Below are 19,055 nucleotides of genomic sequence, written 5' to 3' on the forward strand. Positions count from 1 at the left end.
GACGACGACGCCCGCCTCCCCGTGAAGGGAAGGCGGGCGTCGTCGTGCGGGCGGCCTCAGCTGATCTTGCGGCGGTAGGCGGCGATCGCGAAGGCGTACGCGACGACCAGGATGCCGACGAGCCAGGCGAGGGCGATCCAGATGTCGTTCCCGACCGGCTCCTCGGCGAACAGCGCCCGGATGGTGTTCACGATCGAGGTCACGGGCTGGTTCTCGGCGAACCAGGCCACCGGAGCGGGCATCGAATCAGTGGGCACGAACGCCGAGCTGATGAACGGCAGGAAGATCAGCGGGTAGCTGAAGGCGCTCGCGCCGTCGACGGTCTTGGCAGTGAGGCCGGCGATGACCGCGAGCCAGGTCAGGGCGAGGGTGAACAGGATCAGGATGCCGGCGACCGCGAGCCAGACGCCGACCGATGCCCCGGTACGGAACCCCATGATCAGCGCGACGCCGATGACGATCGCGACCGAGACCAGGTTCGCCGCGAGGGAGGTGAGCACGTGCGCCCACAGCACGCTCGACCTCGCGATCGGCATGGACTGGAATCGTTCGAAGATCCCGCCCTGCAGGTCGAGGAACAGCCGGTAGGCGGTGTACGCGATGCCGGATGCGATCGTGATGAGCAGGATTCCGGGGAGCATGTAGTCGACGTACGACTCGTCGGAACCGGTGTTGATCGCGCCGCCCAGAACGTACACGAACAGGAGCATCAGCGCGATCGGGGTGACCGCGGTGGTGATGATCGTGTCGGGGCTGCGGAGGATGTGGCGCAGTGAGCGGCCGGTGAGGACGCCGGTGTCGCCGAGGACGTTGGTGGTCATCGGGATGCCTTTCGTTCGGGGACCGCGCTGTCGGTGCGGTCGTCGTCGGAGGTGCCGGACTCGTTGGTCTCGTCGGTCTCGCCGGTCTCGCCGACGAGGGCGAGGAAGACGTCCTCGAGCGAGGGCTGCTTCTCGACGTATTCGACCTTGGCCGGCGGGAGGAGCTGCTTGAGCTCGGAGAGGGTTCCGTTCTGGATGATCGTGCCCTTGTGCAGGATCGCGATGCGGTCGGCGAGCTGCTCGGCCTCGTCGAGGTACTGCGTCGTGAGGAGCACGGTCGTCCCCTGCCCGGCGAGCTTCTTGACGGTCTGCCAGACCTCGATGCGCGCCTGCGGATCGAGCCCTGTCGTCGGCTCGTCGAGGAAGATGATCGGCGGGTTGCCGATCAGGCTCATCGCGATGTCGAGCCGGCGTCGCATGCCACCCGAGTACGTCGACGCCTTGCGGTTGCCCGCGTCGGTGAGCGAGAAGCGGGTGAGGAGTTCGTCGGCGATCGCACCCGGGTTCTTCAGGTGACGCAACCGGGCGACCAGCACCAGGTTCTCCCGGCCGGTGAGTACTTCGTCGACCGCAGCGAACTGGCCTGTCAGGCTGATCGACTGGCGCACGTCGCCCGGCTGGGCGGCGACGTCGAAGCCGTGCACGGTCGCGGTGCCGGCGTCCGACTTCAGCAGTGTCGACAGGATGCGCACCAGCGTGGTCTTGCCTGCGCCGTTCGAGCCGAGCAGCGCGAAGATGCTCCCGGCCGCGACGTCGAATTCGACGCCCTGCAGCACGTTCAGATCTTTGAATAATTTTCGGATGCCCTGCACCCGGATCGCGGGTTCGGTGGTCATTTCTGCTCCTCTCGCTCAGCGTCCTCGATCGCCTTGGTCAGGCGAGCGCGCTCCTTGTCGATCCACTGCGTGCCGGTGTAGGCCTGCGCGAAGGTCTCGGCGAATTCGACCGGGTCGTCGCCGACGATGTCGCGAACGGGCGTCCCGTCGACGGCGGCCCGCTCCCACAGGTCGGCCAGGTCGCCGAACATCGTGATGAGGGTGTCGCCGTCGGTGATCCCGCCGTAGTACATGAAGTACCGGTGCATCGCCTTCGCTGCCGTTCCGTACGGCTCGGGGAGCGCGTCGATGCGGGCCTTGTCCTGCTTGTACTGCTTCTTCTGCTCAAGGGACCCGGTGAGGGTCTCGATCCACTTGGCGGCCATGATTACTCTCCTTCTTGCTGCGGGTGTTCGGTGTGTTGGTGGAGCTGTTCGATCCGTTCAGCGAGGAAGCTCCAGCTCCTCCAGAACTCTTCGAGGTACTCGCCGCCCTGTGCGTTCAGCGAGTAGACCTTGCGCGGCGGCCCCTTCTCGGACGGGACCTTCGTGACGTCCACGAAGCCCCGCTGCTCGATCCTGACCAGCAGCGCGTAGACGGTGCCTTCGACGATGTCGGAGAAGCCCTGCTCGCGCAGCCGTGCCGTGATCTCGTATCCGTATGCAGGCTGCACCGCCAGGATCGCGAGGACGACGCCCTCGAGCGTGCCCTTCAGCATCTCGGTCATCTGCTTGCTCATGGAACCCTCCTTTCGACTACTCAGTGTTGCTGACTACCACTAGATAGTAACACCGAATAGTGACCGCGCAAGAGGCAATTTCCATCGATTCCTGACGCGGTTCGTGAGACCTTGTGTTTCCCGAAAGGCAGCGGCCGGCCGGGCCCAGGTTCTACAGTCTCTTCATGTCCCAAGCTGATGGAGACCAGGATTTCGAGACGCGGCAGATCCACGCGGGTGCTGTGATCGACGCACAGACGAACGCGCGGGTCACCCCGATCTACCAGACCGCCGGCTACGTGTTCTCCGACTTCGACGACGGCGAGGAGCGGTTCGCCGGCCGGAGCGGGTTTCGCGCGTACTCCAGGAACGAGAACCCCACGAATGCCGTCGCCGGTCAGCGGCTCGCCAATCTCGAGGGCGGCGTCGACGGGATCGTCGTGAGCAGCGGGCAGGCGGCGATCGCTGCGGCCCTGTTCGCGCTCGCTCGTGCGGGGGACCACATCCTGGCCACGAGGTCGCTGTACGAGGGCACGCGGGAGATGTTCCGTGGAGCGCTTCGGAGGCAGGGACTGGAGGTCGAGTACGTCCCGGACGACGCCGACGAATCCGAGTGGGCGTCGCGCGTCACCGACCGGACCAGGGCGATCTACACCGAGACCATCCCCAATCCGCTCAACCAGGTCGTCGACCTCGAACGGCTTGCCGGCATCGCGCACGCCGCCGGGGTCCCACTGGTGGTCGACAGCACGGTCGCGACTCCGTATCTGTGCCGGCCGATCGAGTGGGGCGCCGACATCGTCATCCACTCGACGTCCAAGTGGCTGGCCGGGCACGGCTCCGTGATCGGAGGTGCGATCGTCGACGGTGGCAGGTTCGACTGGGCGGCGAACGGCGACAGGTTCCCGCACCTCGTGCAGCCGCCCCGGCCCGGCGTCCCGTCGTTCGTGGAGCGGTTCGGGGCGTCGGCGTACCTGGGCTATCTGCGCACGGTGACCGTGCTCGAATACGGGCCGACGGTGCCGCCCACCAGTACGTTCCTCCTGCTCCACGGCATCGAGACGCTGTCATTGCGGATGGACAAGCACGTCGCGAACGCGCTCGAGGTCGCGCGATGGCTGGCCGTCCAGCCGGAGGTGGCCGCCCTGTCGTATCCGGGCCTCCCGTCGGATCCGTTCTACGCACGGGCACAGCGCTACCTCCCGCGTGGCGCGGGAGCGGTCGTCACGATCGAACTCGACGGGGGCAGGCCGGCCGCGCGCCGCTTCATCGACGCCCTCGAACTCGTCAGCCCGATGACGCACATCGGGGACGTGCGCACGCTGGCGATCCACCTCGGCAGCACCATCCACGCCAAGCTCACCGAGCAGGAGCGGCTCGATGCGGGCATCACTCCCGGGCTCATCCGGCTCTCGATCGGGCTGGAGAGCGCGCGGGACATCATCGCCGATCTGTCGCGCGCGCTTCGCGCCGCGGCGGAGGCGTGAGGGGCGGGGTCAGCCGACCCGGGCAGCGACGAGGGCGGCGGGTTGAGGCGCGGCGGGTTCGAGCGCGGCCGCTTCGCGCTGCGACTCACCGGAACGGACGGCCGCGGCGATCCGGCGCACGGCCTCGCTGATCGTCGCCGGGTCGCAGGCGATGTTCATCCGCGCGAATCCGTGACCGCCCGGGCCGAACGACGGCCCCGAGTTCACAGCCACCCGCGCTCGCGACAGCAGTTCTGCAGCGGGGTCGTCGCCCCAGCCGAGTGATCGCAGGTCGAGCCAGACCAGGTATCCGGCGTCCGGTCTCAGCGCGTGCACGTCGGGGAGATGGATGCTCAACTCGCGGGTGAGCAGGCGGTAGTTGTCGGCGATCCGGTCGACCGTGTCGTTCAGCCACGCCTGACAGGAGAACGCCGCGATGTTCGCGTGGAGTCCGATGATGCTGGTGCGTGCCGCGAGCTCCTCGGGAAACCGGGTGAGCATCGCGGCCGTCGCCGCGTCGTTCGCGATCGCGATCGCGCATTTGAGCGCGGCGAGGTTCCAGCCCTTGCTGGCGGACGTCACCGTCACCGACCGGGCCGAGGCCTCGCGGGCGACGATCCCGAACGGAGTGAACGTCGAACCCGGATGCGTGAGCGGGGCGTGCACCTCGTCGCTGATCACCAGCACGTCGTAACGGGCGGCCAGGCGGGCGAGCTCCTCCAGGCTGTCACGACCATGGGAGCGCCCCGTCGGGTTGTGCGGATTGCAGAGCAGGATCGCATCCGCACCGGAGGCGAAGGCCGTTTCGAGCGCGGCCAGATCGAGCGACCAGCCTGCGTCTTCGCGGAGCGGAACCTCGATCGCCTCCGCGCGGGCCTCGCCGACCATCTCGTAGAACGGAGCGTAGACCGGCGGTGTGAGCACCACCCGGCCGCCCAGGTGCGGGAGGGCCAGCCGAAGGGTCTCAAGCACCCCCACGGTCACATCGGTGGCGAGGTGCACGCGGGATTCGTCGACCTGCCATCCCCAGGCGCTGAGGGCGAAGTCGGCGAACGCGGCGGCCAGCGGGCCGGGCGAGTCGAGGTATCCGGTGTCCGAACGCAGCAGGTGGTCGATGGCGGTCTGAGCGATAGCAGGGGCGATCTCGAAGTCCATCTCGGCGACCGACATCGGCAGCACGTCCGCGGGGAAGCGGTGCCACTTGATGCTGGTTCTGCGCGCTCGCAGGTCCGCGAGGGGACGCGCCTCGATGCCGGTCATGCGACAACCCTCTCTCCCGAGGGGCGTCACCGCCAGTCATGTGTCGAAGTGTGAATCCGGGGGCTAGGGAACGTCCGACTCCTGGCTCGCCTCCGTGACCTTCGCGGGGGTGAGGTCTGCGTATTGCGGCAGCGCGCCGTCGAGCACCGGAACGTCGAGCAGATCGCCCGTCTCGCCCTCGCTCGTGAAGTACACGGGGAACAGGGCACCCGGGATGACGTCGAGACCGGTGAAGATGATGAGCTGACTCCCGGGCACCCCGACGACGACGGGGGCGCCGGGAGGAACCGTCACCGAGTGCGTCTGCGGCGATCCGCTCCCCTTCTCGACCTGCACGCTGCGACTGTCGTCGCCCCCGTTGACGAACGTCACGACGAGGTTGGCGGTGTTCCCGTTACTCGAGATCAGAACGGCGTTGCCGACCGTGATGTCACCGACGCTGCCGTTGACGCCGTCGGCCGCCTCCTTGATCTTCAGGGTCTCCTGCGGGGCGTACAGGTCGCATCCGGTCAGCCCGGCGAGGAGCGCGGCGCCCAGGATGAGGGAGCCGGCGGCTGCCAGCCTGCGTCGCCCCTTCGGAGCATTGCCGGTACGAGGATCTCTTGTCGTGGTCACGATGGACCTCCCTCGGGCGTTCTCGGGTCTTCTCAGGCGCGCGCTAGTCGAATGCTGGCAGCACATGGATGGGGATCGCGAACGACAGCGCGACCGCGATGATCCCCGAGAAGAAGACCAGTGCCTGCCAGGCGGGCAACTCGACGGCGAGGCCCATCAGGTAGAGGCCGCCGAGGAAGAGCACGAGCGAGATGACGAGAGCGATGCCTGTTTTCATGCCGGGCCTTCTTTGGTCGCGGGGATCCGGTCGCGGCGATCGGCGTGCCTTCCCCGATGGCCCGAAACTACGCCCCCGGGTGCACCCGCGGCAAGGTTCGCGGACAAGAAGGCGAACGCGACGGGTTTGTCCGGAGGGCGCGACGGCGTAAATTCCGGGTATGAGTGGAGAAGCCCCGTCCGACGCGTTCGTGGACGCGCTCCCAGGGGACGGCCGTCAAGAGACCGCGAACGAGCGCTACGACCGCAACTGGAACGAGCTGCTGCAGGAGTTCCGGGTACTGCAGACCGGCACGCAGATCCTCGCCGGGTTCCTTCTCACGCTGCCGTTCCAGCAACGCTTCACCGAGCTCGAGCCGTTCGACGTCGGGGTCTACCTGGTGCTCGTCGTCATCGCCGTCATCGTGACGCTGCTCGCGCTGGCCCCGGTCAGCCTGCATCGCCTCCTCTTCCGTCGGGGCGCCAAGGAACAGCTCGTGAAGACCTCGAACACGATCCTCATGGTCTGCCTGGGAGCGAGCTCGCTGCTGTTCACCGGCATCGTGCTGTTCATCTTCGACTTCCTGCTCTCCTGGCCGGCGGGGGTGATCGCGGGCGCAGCGATCTTCGTGCTGGTCCTGGTGCTGTGGATCGTGGTGCCGGTTCTGCTGCGGCGGCGCGGGAGGTAGGGCGCGGCGAACGGGATGCGGCGAACACGGCGGAAGTCAAGCCCCTGTCCCCGGGCACCTTCCGTCCGTACCCTCGGGAGCACACACTCGAGGGAGGTCACCTGTGTCCCTTCAGACATCCGACCGGATCCACCGCTCATCGCACGCCGTCGACATCGGCCGTGTCGCCGAATTCCGTACGGAGACCCACGTCGGCACTCCCGGTTCGGCAGCGCCCTGCTTCATCGTGCACGCTCTCGGACGGGAGTTCGTCGTCTCCGATGAGATGGCCCAGATCTTCCTCCGCCAGGTGGAGCGGGTGATCGAGTCGGACGAGTCGTCGCTCGTCGTCCTGCGGCACGATCAGGGCTTGGAGCTGCTGCTGGTCACCGACGACAACTCCTTCTCGATCCGTCAGGGCCCGTCGACGCTGGGGGATTGACATGTGCGGCCTGTCCGATAGCTTGGGCCTCATCCCGGATGGCAGGTCGTACCGAGAGTTCGGACTCGAACCGCAGGAGTCGGTCGACGCAACTGCAGCCCCGGTGATGCGGCGGCCGGATTCCCCCATCCGGTCGCCGCGCTATTGCGTCTGGCGCCCGATCATCCGGACGGTCGACGGCTGGGGCTCAGGCAGTCGTCGATGACGTCGAGCAGCGGCCGCGACCCGAGGATGCGGAAGTGGCCGCCCACAGGCACCCGGACGTTGCGTGCGCCGATCAGCTCGCTGCCGCCCGGGATGTGAGGGTCGAACCATCCGTACACGGACACGATCCTCTCGTTGACTGCACGATCGCCGGCGAGCCTCAGCAGGGCGGCGTCCGTCGGTGCGAGGGCGCGCACGCTCCGCACGGGAAAGTACCGGGCGTAGGCCGAGCCGCCGAACGGGGTGCTGACCGCGATGACGAGTCCGACGCGGCTCGCGCCCTCCGGCGTCGACAACAGGTGCTTGGCGATGAGCCCGCCTTTGCTGTGGGCGATGATCGCCACCTCCCGCAGGTCGTGCGTCTCGAGGTACGTCGCGACGAGGTCGGCGCCCTCGCTCAGGGTCGTCCGGTTGAGTCCGAGCGCGGCGACGACGTGCACCGGATGCCCGAGGCGGTGCACGTGACGGGCGAGCGGAAGCAGAAAGCGCCAGGTCTCGAAGATGCCGGGGATCAGCACGACCGGGGCGAGGGAGCCGGAGCCGGTGAGAAGCGACTCTGGCCGGTCGCGGCTGAATGCGGCTCGCACCTGGTGCCAGGCGGCGTAGAGGTAGTCGAGCGCCCAGATGCCGGCTCGGCGGCCCAGTCTCACGCCGCTGCCTCGGAGAGTTGGGCAACCTGCGCGCCGCGAGAATAAAACCCGGCCACTCGTTGTTGTTGAGAATAGTTGTCAATACGGGAGGTCGCCATGAAGGTCCGCAACTCTTTGAGCTCGCTCAAGCAGATGTCCGGGGCGCAGATCGTGCGCCGTCGGGGACGTACATTCGTCATCAACAAGAAGAACCCGCGCATGAAGGCCCGCCAGGGCTGAGCGGAACGGAAGGGCGCGAAGCATCAGGCTTCGCGCCCTTTCCGCGTCTCGGGGCCGGCCGAGCGGGACCGGCCGCGCGCAACATCCCGGGCCTCGGCGACGGCGATCTGCAGCGACGCGGCGTCGTAGGCGCCGTAGTGCCGACGGCCGTTGATGAAGAAGGTGGGGGTGCCGGATGCGCCGCTCAGGTCGGCGGACTCGATGTCCTCGTCCACGCGTGATGCGTAGACGCCCGAGTTCAGTTCCATCTGGAAGCGCCGGGAGTCCAGGCCGAGTTCGTCCGCGTAGGTGGTGAGCTCGGTCACCCGCAGGTGATCCTGGCGCGTCAGCATGAGGTCGTGCAGCTCCCAGAACGCGCTCTGCGACGCCGCCGCCTCGGAGGCTTCGGCGGCCTGCTGCGCGTGCGGGTGCACTTCGGAGATCGGGAGGTGCCGCCAGACGAAACGGATGTCCGCATCCTCCATCAGCTCGCGCACCGCCGGCTCGGCGCGGCCGCAGTACGGGCACTGGAAATCGCCGTACTCGACCACGGTGACGGATGCGTTGCGCGGGCCGCGCACGTGGTCCCGGCGCGGATCCACGGGTCGCGCGAGATCGAGCAGTTCGGTGGGCTCGCCCAGGATGGCACGGGCGCGCATCGCGGGCGGCAGCGTCGCGGTGACCTGGAACACCAGCCAGGTGATGATCGAGGCGATGAGCGCGGCCGCGAGCACGCCGACTTTGGCCTGATCGAGCTGCTCGCCCTGGAAGGCCAGCCCGGCGATCAGCACGGCCACCGTGAACCCGACGCCCGCGATGGTGCCGCTTCCGGCCACGGACGCCCAGCCCACCGGGGGTCGCACGCGGCCGCGCGTGATCATGGCGATCAGCCAGGATGCGCCGAGCACGGCGACCGGCTTGCCGATCACGTACCCGAACACGATGCCGAGCGTGATGGGCGACGTGAACGCCGCGGCGAGGAAGTCGGCGTTGATGTGGATGCCCGCGTTGGCCAGCGCGAACAGCGGGACGATCACGAAGCTCGTCCACGGGTGGAGGATCTCCTGCAGGCGCTCGTTGGGCGACGTCGTGCTGAGGATGGCGACGACCACGGACTTCCCGGTTCCCGCTGTCGGCTGCTCCCGGAACTGGCGGAAGCGGAGGCTCGTCTCCTGGAGGTTCTCCCGTCGGGGCGAGAATGCCGGGGCCGCGAGACCGATCGCGAGGCCGGCGACGACCGGATCGACGCCGCTGAACAGCAGGGCGCCCCAGCAGACGACGCCGGCGATCACGAAGAACACGGCGGGCAGGCGCCCCCACCGATGCATGATCGGGATCGTCGCGAAGGCGAGCACCGCGACGACGAGCGGCACGAACTGGATGTTCGTGCTGTATACGACCGCGATGACCAGGAGCGCGACGAGGTCGTCCACGATGAACACGGTCAGCAGGAAACCGCGCACCCGTTCCGGCAGGTGGCGGCCGACGAGAGTGAGCAGGCCGAGCGCGAGTGCCGTATCCGTCGACATCGCGACGCCCCAGCCGTGCGCACCCGGACCGCCGAGGTTGATGAGCAGGAAGATCAGCACCGGGATCACCATGCCGGTGAGGCCCGCGGCGAACGGGATGAGGAACTGCTTGCGGTCACGCAGGCTCCCGAGGTCGAGCTCTCTCCGCGCTTCGAGCCCGACGACGAGGAAGAAGAACGTCATCAGCCCGCTGCTGACCCACTCGCGCAGGTCCATGGTGAGCGGCAGCCCGTTGAAGTCGAACGAGAGGGGCGCCTCCCAGACCGCCTCGTAGGTTCCGCCGGGAACGTTCGCCCAGATCAGAGCAGCGACGATCGCCGCGACGAGCACCCCCGAGCTCCCGGACTCCGTACGGAGAAAGCTGCTGACCTGCCCGGCGAAGCTGCCCGACCAGACCGTTCGGCCCGTGTGCGTGCGCTCGGTCGTGTCTGTCATCGCCGGTGCACCTCGTTCCTCCGTGCGGGTGGATCCCTCGTTGGCACCCTAGCCGGTGCGGACGCCTGATATTGCACGTATTCGCAGCCGCTTGCCGTACTCTTCTGGGGTGGCTGCCAGGGCCGCGCCTGACTTCGATGGGGGACCATGACAACTGGGAGCGCCGCAACCCACAACCTTTCGCTCGAGCCTGCCTCCGAACCGGAGGGCGAGTTCGGCCCGGCGGAAGGGATCGGTGCCGTTCCGAGGTCGTGGCCGAACACGCACAAGCGACCCGATGTCGTGGTGCGCAAGGGCGTCGCCCGCCTGGTCAACGCGACACTGACGCCCCACCAGGCGCTCGTCGAAGACCTCCTCTTCATCGGCGACGTGCTGAACGACGCGGGCATCGAGTTCCTCCTCGTGCGCGGCAACGACGAGCGGCCGGTGATCGCCGTCGACCAGAGCCTCAAATCGAAGCTGACGGACGTGCTCGCCCGCGCCTGCGAGGACGAGCCCATGTACTCGAAGACGATCGACAGCAAGGCGGGGCCGGTGCTCGTCAACTCGGGGGAGCTGTCGCCCAAGCGCAAAGCACGCATCTTCCGCCTGTACCGGCCGCGCACCGAACCGATCGGCGGTCTGAGCTACGGCGCCTCCACCGGAGTCGAACTGCAGCTCTGGCGCTTCGGCGACGACTTCATCGACTGCCCGGTCGAGAACTCCCTGACCCGTCGGCTCCTGCCGCGCTCCGAGGATGTGCGAACGACGGTCGACCTCTACGGCCGCTCCTGGAACACCCTGCGCGGCATGTTCGATCCCCACGCCTCCGACGTCCGTTTCGACATCGACATCGTCTTCTCCTGGGTCGACGGCGCCGACATCGAATTCCAGCGGGCCCGCGCGAAGCGGATGCGCAGCTACGTCGTGGGGGAGGGCGACGACTCCGAGGCGCGCTTCCGACAGATCGACGAGCTGAAGTACGCGCTGCGCTCCGTGTACCTGTTCGCGCCGTGGGTGCGCAAGATCTTCATCGTGACCGACTCGCCGCGGCCGGCGTGGCTCGACGAGCATCCGTCGGTTCAGGTGGTGCGGAGCGAGGAGTTCTTCACCGACCCGGAGGCGCTGCCGACCCACAACTCGCAGGCCGTCGAGAGTCAGCTGCAGCACATCGAGGGGCTCAGCGAGCACTTCCTCTACTCGAACGACGACATGTTCTTCGGCCGGCCGGTGCAGCCGAGCATGTTCTTCTCGCCGGGCGGCGTGACCAAGTTCATCGAGGCGCAGACGCGCATCGGGCTCGGAGAGAGCGATCCGGGGCGCAGCGGTTTCGAGAACGCCGCACGCGTCAACCGGAGTCTGCTGATGGAGCGGTTCGACCGGCTCATCACGCGGCATCTCGAGCACGCGGCCGCCCCGCTTCGCAAGAGCGTGCTACTCGAGCTGGAGCGGGAGTTCCCCAAGGATTTCGCACGCACGCAGCGCAGCCAGTTCCGCTCGGCGACGGACATCTCGGTCACCAACTCGCTCTACCACTACTACGCGCTCCTGACGGGCCGCGCTGTGCAGCAGGACAACGCCACCGTGCGCTACGTCGACACCACGGCACGCTCGGCGCTGAACTCGCTGCCCGGGATGCTCAAGAAGCGCGAGTTCGACCTGTTCTGCCTCAACGACGGCAGCTTTCCGGAGGTCTCCGCCGAGGAACGCGCGTCGATCGTCGTCGAGTTCCTGGAACGGTACTTCCCGATCCGCGCCCCGTGGGAGAAGGCCGCAGGGGCGGAGTGACGCCGATGTGCTCCCGGCGTCAGACGCCCGCGAGAATGTCCAGCGGCTCGGTCGGCGGGTTGTAGGCGTCTGCAGGGACGCGCTTGCCGAAGTCGGCCGGCGGCACGAGCACGTTCGATTCGCGCAGCATCGCAGCCGACTCGTTCGCCGTCACCCGCGTGCCGACGGTCGGGTAGGTTCCGATCGGGACGACCGAGTGCAGCACCGTGGTCCCGTAGACGTGCACCAGATTGAACGCCTGCGCGCCATCGCGGCCGCGCGTGCCGCCGACGGGAACGTTGAGGTCCTGCGTGTAGCAGGTGGCCGAGGCGACGGACACGGGGATGCCGGCGAAGGTCGCGTTCGTGGAGTAGTGGAGGTGCCCGGCGATGATGCTGCGCACATCCGACCCCTCGAGCACCTCGCTGAGGGCCCACTGGTCGCGCAGCTCCACGGCGACGGCCAGGTCGAGCACACTCGGGACGGGCGGGTGGTGCATGGCGAGGATCGTGCCGTGCGGCGCCGGTGTGGAGAGCTCCGCGGCCAGCCAGTCGAGCTGGGCGCTCGTGACCTCACCGTGGTGCGCGCCCGGCACGGTCGAGTCGAGCGCGATGACGCGCAGGCCGTTCACGTCGTGCACGCGGTCGACCGTCTGCATCGACGGCGGGAGGTCGAGCAGTTCAGAGCGGAAGGCCGCGCGGTTGTCGTGGTTTCCCATGACCCAGATGATCTCGGCGCCCATCCGTGCCGCCGCCGGCTCGACGATCCGGCGCAGCTTGGCGTAGGCCGCCGGGTCGCCCTTGTCGGCGAGATCGCCGGTCAGCACGATGGCCTCGGGATGCGCGCCCGCCGCCTCGAATTCGTCGAAGATCTGCCGGAGGTGGGCGTCCGCGTCGACCGCGTCGTAGAGGAGTCCGTCGCCGGTGATGAGGTGGGTGTCGCTCAGATGGACCAGGAAATGGCTCGGCCGAGGGTACTCTGCGATTCGCGTGGCCTGCGCCTGCGTGCTCATGACTCACATCCCAGCAGGCGAATCTGAACGTGGGGTGGACATGCGGCGGCGAGTTGGAACACGTCGGCGACATCGCCGACCGCCGTCTGCATCGTTGTAGGGTTCCTACTGAGCGAGCACGGACCCGACGACCTGCCGCTGGAGGAGGGGTTGGTGGCCGTAACGCTGCACGACGTCGCACGGGCCGCCGGGGTCTCGATCAAGACCGTGTCGAACGTGATCAACGACTATCCGCACATCCGGGAGAGCACCAAGGCCCGGGTGCTCGAAGCGATCCGTGAACTCGGGTATCAGCCGAACCTGTCCGCGCGTGGTCTGCGGTCGGGACGGACCGGCGTGATCAGCCTGATCATCCCCGACCTCAAGAACGCCTACTTCGCCGAACTCTCGGACGCGGTGATGCGCGCCGCCGCAGAACACGACCTGGTCGTGATGATCCAGCAGAGCGGGGGTATCCGCGAGCGCGAGCTCGAGGTGCTGCACGGTCCGAGGATGCGCATGGTCGACGGGATCCTGTTCAGCGTTCTCGCGCTCGGGCAGGAGGATGCCGCGCTGCTCGACATCCCCACACCGCTCGTGCTGCTCGGCGAGCGGATCTTCAACGGGCCCGCCGATCACGTCACGATGCAGAACGTCGCGGCGTCGCGGGCGGCGACTGAGCACATGATCGAGCTCGGACGCCGGCGCATCCTCGCGTTCGGTGCCCACGAGCACGAAGTCATCGGCTCGGCCGGGCTGCGGCTGACCGGCTACCGGCAGGCTCTGGAGGCCGCCGGCCGTCCCGTCGACGAGCGGCTGATCGTGAACGTGGGCAATTGGCATCGCTCCGACGGTGCCGAGGCGATGCGGGCGGCCCTGGACAGCGGACTGGAGTTCGACGCCGTGGTGGCCTTCAACGACTCGATCGCGCTCGGTGCGATGCGGGTGCTGCAGGAGAAGGGCATCCGGGTGCCCGACGAGGTGGCGGTGATCGGGTTCGACGACATCGACGAGACTCGGTACTCGTTGCCGTCGCTGTCGACGATCGACCCCGGCCGCGAGGAGATCGCGCGCACCGCGGTCTCGGTGCTCATCGAGCGCATCGCCGACCCCGCCGCGGCGCTGCCGCCGCGCGAGTTCGAGGCGGGCTTCCGAGTGGTCGAGCGCGAATCGACGGGGTTCTCCGCGCGCTGAGCGCCCGCGCCTTGACAGCAGTCGCGGTGGCCCGCATTATGTAGCTACAACGTTTACCTACAACGTTGTAATCGCGCCGGCCCTCACCGCGCGAAGCAGACAAAGGTGTCCTGCACACCGCGAAAGGAACTCCATGAAAAAGCTCCTCGCAGCCGGCCTGGTCATCGCCGCGGCCGCCGTCGGGCTCACCGGATGCTCGGGCGCCGCAGCATCCAGCTGTCAGAACAAGATCGTCAACCCCGACGCCACCCAGGTGACGATGTGGGCGTGGTACCCCGAATTCGAGCCCGTCGTCGACCTCTTCAACAAGAACCACACCGACGTGCAGATCTGCTGGACGAACGCGGGTGCGGGCAACGACGAGTACACCAAGTTCTCGACGGCCTCCGAAGCAGGATCGGGCGCACCGGATGTGGTCATGCTCGAGACCGAGGTGGTTCCGAGCTACATCGCCCAGGGCGCGATCGAGAACCTCTCCAAGCTCGGCGCCGACAAGGTCAAGGACAACTACTCCGAGGGCGCATGGTCGGACGAGTCGAGCAACGGCTCCGTCTACGCCATCCCGGTCGACGGTGGACCGGTGGGCATGCTGTACCGCCAGGACATCTTCGACAAGTACGGTCTCAGCGTCCCGACCACCTGGGAGGAGTACGCGGCCGACGCGCAGAAGCTGAAGGACGCCGGCTCGAAGTCGAAGATGACGAACTTCCCCGGAAACGGCCGCTCCTACCAGCAGGCCCTCTTCGCCCAGGCCGGTTCGCAGCCGTACACGGTCTCCAGCAAGACCGACGTCACCGTCAAGCTGAACGACGAGCCGAGCAACAAAGTGCTGACCTACTGGAACGACCTGGTGCAGAAGAAGCTCGTCGGCACCGAAGACGCCTCCACGACCGACTACAACACCCACCTCGTCGACGGAACCTACGCCAGCGTGATCGCGGCGGCCTGGCTGCCCGGCTACCTCAAGGGCTTCACCGGCGCCGACAAGGATGCGGTCTGGCGCGCGGCCCCGCTGCCCCAGTGGTCGGGCTCCGACGCGACCCAGGTCAACATCGGCGGGTCGGCCTTCGCGGTGAGCACCCAGGCGAAGGACAAGAAGGCCGCGGCCGAAGTGGCGACGGGGATCTTCGGAACGGAAGAGGCCTGGAAGCTCGGCATCGAGAAGGCGGCCCTCTTCCCGCTGTGGAAGCCCATCCTGACCTCCGACTACTTCAAGAACCTCGAGTACCCGTTCTTCGGTGGTCAGCAGATCAACAACGACGTCTTCCTCACCGCCGCGACGGACTACAAGGGCTTCCAGTTCAGCCCGTTCCAGAACCTCGCCTACGACAAGCTCACGGTGGCGATCAACGCCACGAACAAGGGCAAGTCCACGCCGTCCGCAGCGCTCGACGACTACCAGAAGGCCGTCGTCGATTACGCCAAGGGCCAGGGCTACACGGTCTCCCAGTAGCCGCATCCCGGATGCGCGGGCGGGGCAGGCTCCGGCAGCCCCGCCCGCGCACGGAAAGGAAACCTCATGGCTGATACGACTTTCGCGCCGGCCCCGGCCGGCGCCCGCCCGCTCATCACGCGCAACCGACGCCGCGACCCCGTCGCCCGGCGGCGCGCCCGCTGGGGCTGGTTCTTCGTCGCCCCGTTCGGCGTCTTCCTCACCCTCTTCCTGCTCGTGCCGCTGGTGTACGCCTTCGTACTCAGCATGCAGAACAAGACGGTCGCCACCGGCACCCACTGGGTGTGGTTCGACAACTACGCGAAGGCGTTCACCGATCCGCTGTTCCTGCAGGGCGTCGGGCTGGTGGTCGGGTTCTCGCTGGTGCTCATCCCCATCCAGATGCTCGTGTCGCTCGTCGCGGCCCTGCTGCTGGACGCGATCACGACGCGGTTCGCACGCTTCTCGCGACTGATGATCTTCGTGCCGTACGCGGTGCCCGCCGTGATCGGCGCCCTCATGTGGGGCTTCCTCTACAGCCCGAGCTTCGGGCCGGCGCAGGAGGTCTTCGGCTGGCTCGGGCTCCAGGCGCCCGACTTCTTCTCCGACGGCAACATCTTCGGAAGCCTGGTGAACATCGTCACCTGGCAGTGGGCCGGCTACTACATGATCATCCTCTACGCAGCACTTCAGGGGGTCGATCCCTCGATCTACGAGGCGGCTCGCGTCGACGGCGCCAACGCCTGGCAGACCGCGGTGCGCATCAAGATCCCGATGATCTCGTCGGCGCTGGTGCTCATCCTGGTCTTCGCCCTGATCGGAACGTTGCAGTTCTTCACCGAGCCGCAGATTCTGCGCGGGCTCGCCTCCGGGTCGATCACCGCCAGCTACACGCCGAACATCTACGCGTACACGCTGGCGTTCTCGTACCACCAGTTCAACTACGCCTCCGCGATCTCCTTCGCGCTGGGGCTCGTCGTCTTCATCGGGTCGTACATCTTCATGGTCGCGACCCGCAAGAGAAGTGGATTACTGTCATGACCATCGCAGCGACTCGGCGCGAAGCGGCGCCGACGACGACGACAAGCGGACGCGTGAAGGGCGGGCGCACGGGTCGCACGCTCGTTCCCCACCTGATCCTCGCCGCGTTCATCATCTACTTCGCGCTGCCGTTCTGGTGGCTGATCGTGGCGAGCACCAAGAGTCAGCAAAGTCTCTTCGACGGGTCGACGAGCCCCCTCTGGTTCTCCGGGCATTTCGACCTGTTCTCGAACATCGGGTCGCTGTTCACCTACTCGGGCGGTCTGTACGCCCGCTGGCTGGGCAACTCGTTCCTCTACGCACTGACGGGCGGCCTCGGGGCCACAGTGATCTCGGTGCTCGCGGGCTACGGTTTCGCGCAATACGCGTTCCGCGGTCGCTCGGTGTTCTTCGCGATCGTGCTCGGTTCGGTGATGGTTCCCGCGACGGCGCTGGTCATCCCACTGTTCGTCCTGATGAGCGGCGCGCACCTCACCAACACGATCTGGGCGGTCATCCTGCCCTCGATGCTCAACCCGTTCGCGGTGTACCTGATGAAGGTGTATGCGCAGGACGCGATCCCCACCGAGATGCTCGACGCCGCACGGGTCGACGGCGCGGGGGAGATCCGCATCTTCTTCCGCGTCGCGCTGCCGCTGCTGCGCCCGGCCCTCGTCACAGTGCTGCTGCTGTCCATCGTGGGCACGTGGAACAACTTCTTCCTGCCGCTGGTGATGTTCTCGAACCCGCAGCTCTTCCCGGTGACGGTCGGTCTGGGCGCCCTGCAGGCCCAGGCGCAGGTCAACACGGGTGGTCAGTCGCTGTGGAACCTGGTGATCACCGGCGCACTGCTGTCGATCATCCCGCTCGTCGTCTCGTTCCTCACCCTGCAGCGGTACTGGCAGGGCGGCCTGTCGCTCGGCAGCGTCAAGTAGCCCGCATCACAGTCAACACAACACACGAACACACGAACACACGAAGAAGTTAGGAACCATCTCCATGCCAAACGCCTCCGTCGCCCTCGATCGCGGCGCCGTCGTCGCCCCCGTCAACCGCCGGCTGTTCGGCTCGTTCGTCGAGCACCTCGGCCGCTGCGTCTACGACGGGATCTACGAGCCCGGACACCCGACCGCCGACGCCGACGGCTTTCGCCGCGACGTCGTCGACCTCGTGCGCGAGCTCGGGTCGACGACCATCCGGTACCCCGGGGGCAACTTCGTCTCCGGCTACAAGTGGGAGGACGGCATCGGACCGCGCGAGAACCGCCCCGTGCGCCGCGACCTCGCCTGGCACTCGCTCGAGTCGAACCAGGTGGGCGTCGACGAGTTCGCCCGGTGGTGCAAGCTCACCGGCTCCGAGCTGATGATGGCGGTCAACCTCGGAACGCGCGGCATCGCCGAGGCGCTCGACCTCCTGGAGTACACGAACCACCCCTCGGGCACGGCGCTCAGCGACCTGCGAGTCGCGAACGGCTCGCCCGAGCCGTACGACATCCGGATGTGGTGCCTCGGCAACGAGATGGACGGACCCTGGCAGCTCGGTCATCTGAGCGCCGAGGACTACGGCAAGAAGGCCGCCGGAACGGCCGCCGCGATGAAGATGGCCGACGCCGACCTCGAGCTCGTGGTCTGCGGCTCCTCGGGTTCGGGCATGCCGACCTTCGGCGAGTGGGAGCGGGTCGTGCTCGAGCACACCTACGAGAACGTCGACTTCGTCTCGTGCCACGCCTACTACCAGGAGCGCAAGGGCGACCTCGGCTCCTACCTGGCGTCGTCGCTCGACATGCAGTACTTCATCGAGACGGTCGTCGCGACCGCCGACCATGTGAAGCACAAGCTCAAGAGCAAGAAGACGATCAACCTCTCCTTCGACGAGTGGAACATCTGGTACCTGGACGAGCACCAGGCCTCCGACGAGGTCAACGACGAGTGGCGTCTCGCCCCGCGGCAGCTCGAGGACGTCTACTCGGTGGCGGATGCGGTGGTGCTGGGCAACCTGCTGATCACGCTCCTGAAGAACAGCGACCGCGTCACCTCGGCGAGCCTCGCGCAGCTCGTCAACGTGATCGCGCCGATCATGACGGAGCCGGGTGGCGACGCCTGGCGCCAGACGACCTTCTTCCCCTTCTCGGTGACCAGCCGCCTGGCAGAGGGCGTCGTGATCAAGCCGTCGATCGCATCCGGGACCTATGAGACCGAGGTCTACGGAACGGCCGATCTCGTCGACTCCGTGGCGACGTTCGACGAGGAGTCCGGCCGCGGCGCGGTGTTCCTCGTGAACCGCAGCCAGACCGAGTCGATCACCGTGACCGTGGACGCGCGCAGCTTCGAGGCCACCCGCGTGGCTGAGGCGGTGTCGTTGCACGACGACGACGTGTACGCGAAGAACACTCTCGCCGATCAGCACCGGGTGGGCCTGAAGGATGCGACGGCCGAGCTCTCCGACGGCACCCTCACGGTGACCCTTCCGCCCGTCTCCTGGACGGCGATCGCGCTGGCGCGCTAGCCGGTCAGCGCCGCGAGTCGCGGGGGGGGGGGGGGGGGCGGGGGGGGGGGGGGGGGGGGGGGGGGGCGGGGGGGGGGGGCGGGGGGGGGGGGCGGGGGGGGGGGGGGGGGGGGCCGCGCCGGCGCCCCCCTGCCCCCACGCGGAGGTCATC

Annotated in this window: 20 protein-coding genes; 10 read left to right on the forward strand and 10 right to left on the reverse strand. The window is 67.6% G+C overall.

The annotated features are described in order from the left end of the window. Positions 1–56: 56 nt before the first annotated feature. Genes ACFVV0_RS11055 through ACFVV0_RS11070 form a run of 4 tightly spaced genes read right to left on the reverse strand, consistent with a single transcriptional unit; the run spans position 57 to position 2,375 of the window. Positions 57–821, reverse strand: a complete 765-nt coding sequence (locus ACFVV0_RS11055; protein ID WP_387062483.1) for an ABC transporter permease — start codon at positions 819–821, stop codon at positions 57–59. Beyond that, complete coding sequence (locus ACFVV0_RS11060) at positions 818–1,657, reverse strand: ABC transporter ATP-binding protein (RefSeq protein ID WP_387062486.1); 840 nt, start codon at positions 1,655–1,657, stop codon at positions 818–820. Before ACFVV0_RS11060 ends, ACFVV0_RS11055 begins: the two co-directional genes overlap by 4 nt. Next, positions 1,654–2,022 (reverse strand): DUF1048 domain-containing protein, encoded by a 369-nt coding sequence (locus ACFVV0_RS11065; RefSeq protein WP_387062489.1) that lies wholly within the window; start codon positions 2,020–2,022, stop codon positions 1,654–1,656. Before ACFVV0_RS11065 ends, ACFVV0_RS11060 begins: the two co-directional genes overlap by 4 nt. Positions 2,023–2,024: 2 nt before the next feature. Next, positions 2,025–2,375: a PadR family transcriptional regulator gene (locus ACFVV0_RS11070; RefSeq protein WP_387062492.1), complete on the reverse strand. Its 351-nt coding sequence runs from the start codon at positions 2,373–2,375 to the stop codon at positions 2,025–2,027. Positions 2,376–2,539: 164 nt separating this feature from the next. Here ACFVV0_RS11070 and ACFVV0_RS11075 point away from each other — a divergent pair, with 164 nt between their 5' ends. After that, positions 2,540–3,841, forward strand: coding sequence for an O-acetylhomoserine aminocarboxypropyltransferase/cysteine synthase family protein (locus tag ACFVV0_RS11075; protein WP_387062495.1), 1,302 nt, complete (start codon positions 2,540–2,542; stop codon positions 3,839–3,841). 9 nt (positions 3,842–3,850) lie between these two features. On the opposite strand, the gene ACFVV0_RS11080 is transcribed toward ACFVV0_RS11075, so the two are convergent. The 3 genes from ACFVV0_RS11080 to ACFVV0_RS11090 form a co-directional block, all read right to left on the reverse strand. Continuing rightward, a complete protein-coding gene (locus ACFVV0_RS11080; protein WP_387062498.1) occupies positions 3,851–5,080 on the reverse strand; it encodes a MalY/PatB family protein in 1,230 nt (409 codons plus the stop codon). Between the two features lie 63 nt (positions 5,081–5,143). Next, positions 5,144–5,695, reverse strand: a complete 552-nt coding sequence (locus ACFVV0_RS11085; RefSeq protein WP_387062501.1) for a hypothetical protein — start codon at positions 5,693–5,695, stop codon at positions 5,144–5,146. A gap of 43 nt (positions 5,696–5,738) precedes the next feature. Continuing rightward, positions 5,739–5,912, reverse strand: a complete 174-nt coding sequence (locus tag ACFVV0_RS11090; protein ID WP_387062503.1) for a hypothetical protein — start codon at positions 5,910–5,912, stop codon at positions 5,739–5,741. 160 nt (positions 5,913–6,072) lie between these two features. Here ACFVV0_RS11090 and ACFVV0_RS11095 point away from each other — a divergent pair, with 160 nt between their 5' ends. Beyond that, positions 6,073–6,579, forward strand: coding sequence for a DUF6328 family protein (locus tag ACFVV0_RS11095; protein ID WP_387062506.1), 507 nt, complete (start codon positions 6,073–6,075; stop codon positions 6,577–6,579). Positions 6,580–6,682: 103 nt separating this feature from the next. Next, complete coding sequence (locus tag ACFVV0_RS11100; RefSeq protein ID WP_387062509.1) at positions 6,683–7,000, forward strand: TetR family transcriptional regulator; 318 nt, start codon at positions 6,683–6,685, stop codon at positions 6,998–7,000. A gap of 161 nt (positions 7,001–7,161) precedes the next feature. Here ACFVV0_RS11100 and ACFVV0_RS11105 read toward each other — a convergent pair whose 3' ends face one another. After that, positions 7,162–7,854 carry an esterase/lipase family protein gene (locus tag ACFVV0_RS11105; RefSeq protein WP_387062511.1) on the reverse strand — a complete coding sequence of 231 codons (693 nt, stop codon included), beginning with the start codon at positions 7,852–7,854 and terminating at the stop codon, positions 7,162–7,164. Between the two features lie 96 nt (positions 7,855–7,950). Between ACFVV0_RS11105 and ykgO the strand changes: the two genes are divergently transcribed. Then, the gene (gene ykgO, locus ACFVV0_RS11110; RefSeq protein ID WP_387062514.1) at positions 7,951–8,073 is read left to right on the forward strand and encodes a type B 50S ribosomal protein L36; all 123 of its coding nucleotides are present in this window, start codon (positions 7,951–7,953) and stop codon (positions 8,071–8,073) included. A gap of 23 nt (positions 8,074–8,096) precedes the next feature. Here the strand turns inward: ykgO and ACFVV0_RS11115 are convergent, their stop codons facing one another. Further along, complete coding sequence (locus ACFVV0_RS11115) at positions 8,097–10,016, reverse strand: Na+/H+ antiporter NhaA (protein WP_387062517.1); 1,920 nt, start codon at positions 10,014–10,016, stop codon at positions 8,097–8,099. A 147-nt stretch (positions 10,017–10,163) separates the two neighbouring features. On the opposite strand from ACFVV0_RS11115, the gene ACFVV0_RS11120 reads away from it, so the two are divergent. Continuing rightward, positions 10,164–11,783 (forward strand): stealth family protein, encoded by a 1,620-nt coding sequence (locus ACFVV0_RS11120; protein ID WP_387062520.1) that lies wholly within the window; start codon positions 10,164–10,166, stop codon positions 11,781–11,783. A gap of 19 nt (positions 11,784–11,802) precedes the next feature. On the opposite strand, the gene ACFVV0_RS11125 is transcribed toward ACFVV0_RS11120, so the two are convergent. After that, positions 11,803–12,774 (reverse strand): phosphodiesterase, encoded by a 972-nt coding sequence (locus ACFVV0_RS11125; RefSeq protein WP_387062523.1) that lies wholly within the window; start codon positions 12,772–12,774, stop codon positions 11,803–11,805. Between the two features lie 153 nt (positions 12,775–12,927). Here ACFVV0_RS11125 and ACFVV0_RS11130 point away from each other — a divergent pair, with 153 nt between their 5' ends. The 5 genes from ACFVV0_RS11130 to ACFVV0_RS11150 all read left to right on the forward strand — a co-directional run bounded on the left by ACFVV0_RS11130 (position 12,928) and on the right by ACFVV0_RS11150 (position 18,904). Further along, on the forward strand, positions 12,928–13,947 hold the full coding sequence (locus tag ACFVV0_RS11130) for a LacI family DNA-binding transcriptional regulator (protein ID WP_387062526.1): 1,020 nt from the start codon (positions 12,928–12,930) through the stop codon (positions 13,945–13,947). A 133-nt stretch (positions 13,948–14,080) separates the two neighbouring features. Beyond that, a complete protein-coding gene (locus ACFVV0_RS11135) occupies positions 14,081–15,400 on the forward strand; it encodes an ABC transporter substrate-binding protein (RefSeq protein WP_387062532.1) in 1,320 nt (439 codons plus the stop codon). Between the two features lie 66 nt (positions 15,401–15,466). Continuing rightward, positions 15,467–16,420: a carbohydrate ABC transporter permease gene (locus ACFVV0_RS11140; protein ID WP_387062534.1), complete on the forward strand. Its 954-nt coding sequence runs from the start codon at positions 15,467–15,469 to the stop codon at positions 16,418–16,420. Continuing rightward, positions 16,417–17,334: a carbohydrate ABC transporter permease gene (locus ACFVV0_RS11145; protein ID WP_387062537.1), complete on the forward strand. Its 918-nt coding sequence runs from the start codon at positions 16,417–16,419 to the stop codon at positions 17,332–17,334. Before ACFVV0_RS11140 ends, ACFVV0_RS11145 begins: the two co-directional genes overlap by 4 nt. A gap of 64 nt (positions 17,335–17,398) precedes the next feature. After that, complete coding sequence (locus ACFVV0_RS11150) at positions 17,399–18,904, forward strand: alpha-N-arabinofuranosidase (RefSeq protein ID WP_387062539.1); 1,506 nt, start codon at positions 17,399–17,401, stop codon at positions 18,902–18,904. The last annotated feature ends 151 nt before the right edge of the window (positions 18,905–19,055 follow it).

Source organism: Leifsonia sp. NPDC058230 (genome assembly GCF_042882245.1).
In the GTDB taxonomy this organism is placed as follows: Bacteria; Actinomycetota; Actinomycetes; order Actinomycetales; family Microbacteriaceae; genus Leifsonia.

Coding starts and splice junctions, on each gene's coding strand:
- ACFVV0_RS11150 (WP_387062539.1), top strand. CDS start 17,399: ATGCCAAACGCCTCCGTCGCCCTCGATCGCGGCGCCGTCGTCGCCCCC.
- ACFVV0_RS11140 (WP_387062534.1), top strand. CDS start 15,467: ATGGCTGATACGACTTTCGCGCCGGCCCCGGCCGGCGCCCGCCCGCTC.
- ACFVV0_RS11065 (WP_387062489.1), bottom strand. CDS start 2,022: ATGGCCGCCAAGTGGATCGAGACCCTCACCGGGTCCCTTGAGCAGAAG.
- ACFVV0_RS11060 (WP_387062486.1), bottom strand. CDS start 1,657: ATGACCACCGAACCCGCGATCCGGGTGCAGGGCATCCGAAAATTATTC.
- ACFVV0_RS11095 (WP_387062506.1), top strand. CDS start 6,073: ATGAGTGGAGAAGCCCCGTCCGACGCGTTCGTGGACGCGCTCCCAGGG.
- ACFVV0_RS11075 (WP_387062495.1), top strand. CDS start 2,540: ATGTCCCAAGCTGATGGAGACCAGGATTTCGAGACGCGGCAGATCCAC.
- ACFVV0_RS11055 (WP_387062483.1), bottom strand. CDS start 821: ATGACCACCAACGTCCTCGGCGACACCGGCGTCCTCACCGGCCGCTCA.
- ACFVV0_RS11120 (WP_387062520.1), top strand. CDS start 10,164: ATGACAACTGGGAGCGCCGCAACCCACAACCTTTCGCTCGAGCCTGCC.
- ACFVV0_RS11115 (WP_387062517.1), bottom strand. CDS start 10,016: ATGACAGACACGACCGAGCGCACGCACACGGGCCGAACGGTCTGGTCG.
- ACFVV0_RS11080 (WP_387062498.1), bottom strand. CDS start 5,080: ATGACCGGCATCGAGGCGCGTCCCCTCGCGGACCTGCGAGCGCGCAGA.
- ACFVV0_RS11070 (WP_387062492.1), bottom strand. CDS start 2,375: ATGAGCAAGCAGATGACCGAGATGCTGAAGGGCACGCTCGAGGGCGTC.
- ACFVV0_RS11135 (WP_387062532.1), top strand. CDS start 14,081: ATGAAAAAGCTCCTCGCAGCCGGCCTGGTCATCGCCGCGGCCGCCGTC.
- ACFVV0_RS11090 (WP_387062503.1), bottom strand. CDS start 5,912: ATGAAAACAGGCATCGCTCTCGTCATCTCGCTCGTGCTCTTCCTCGGC.
- ACFVV0_RS11125 (WP_387062523.1), bottom strand. CDS start 12,774: ATGAGCACGCAGGCGCAGGCCACGCGAATCGCAGAGTACCCTCGGCCG.
- ACFVV0_RS11145 (WP_387062537.1), top strand. CDS start 16,417: ATGACCATCGCAGCGACTCGGCGCGAAGCGGCGCCGACGACGACGACA.
- ykgO (WP_387062514.1), top strand. CDS start 7,951: ATGAAGGTCCGCAACTCTTTGAGCTCGCTCAAGCAGATGTCCGGGGCG.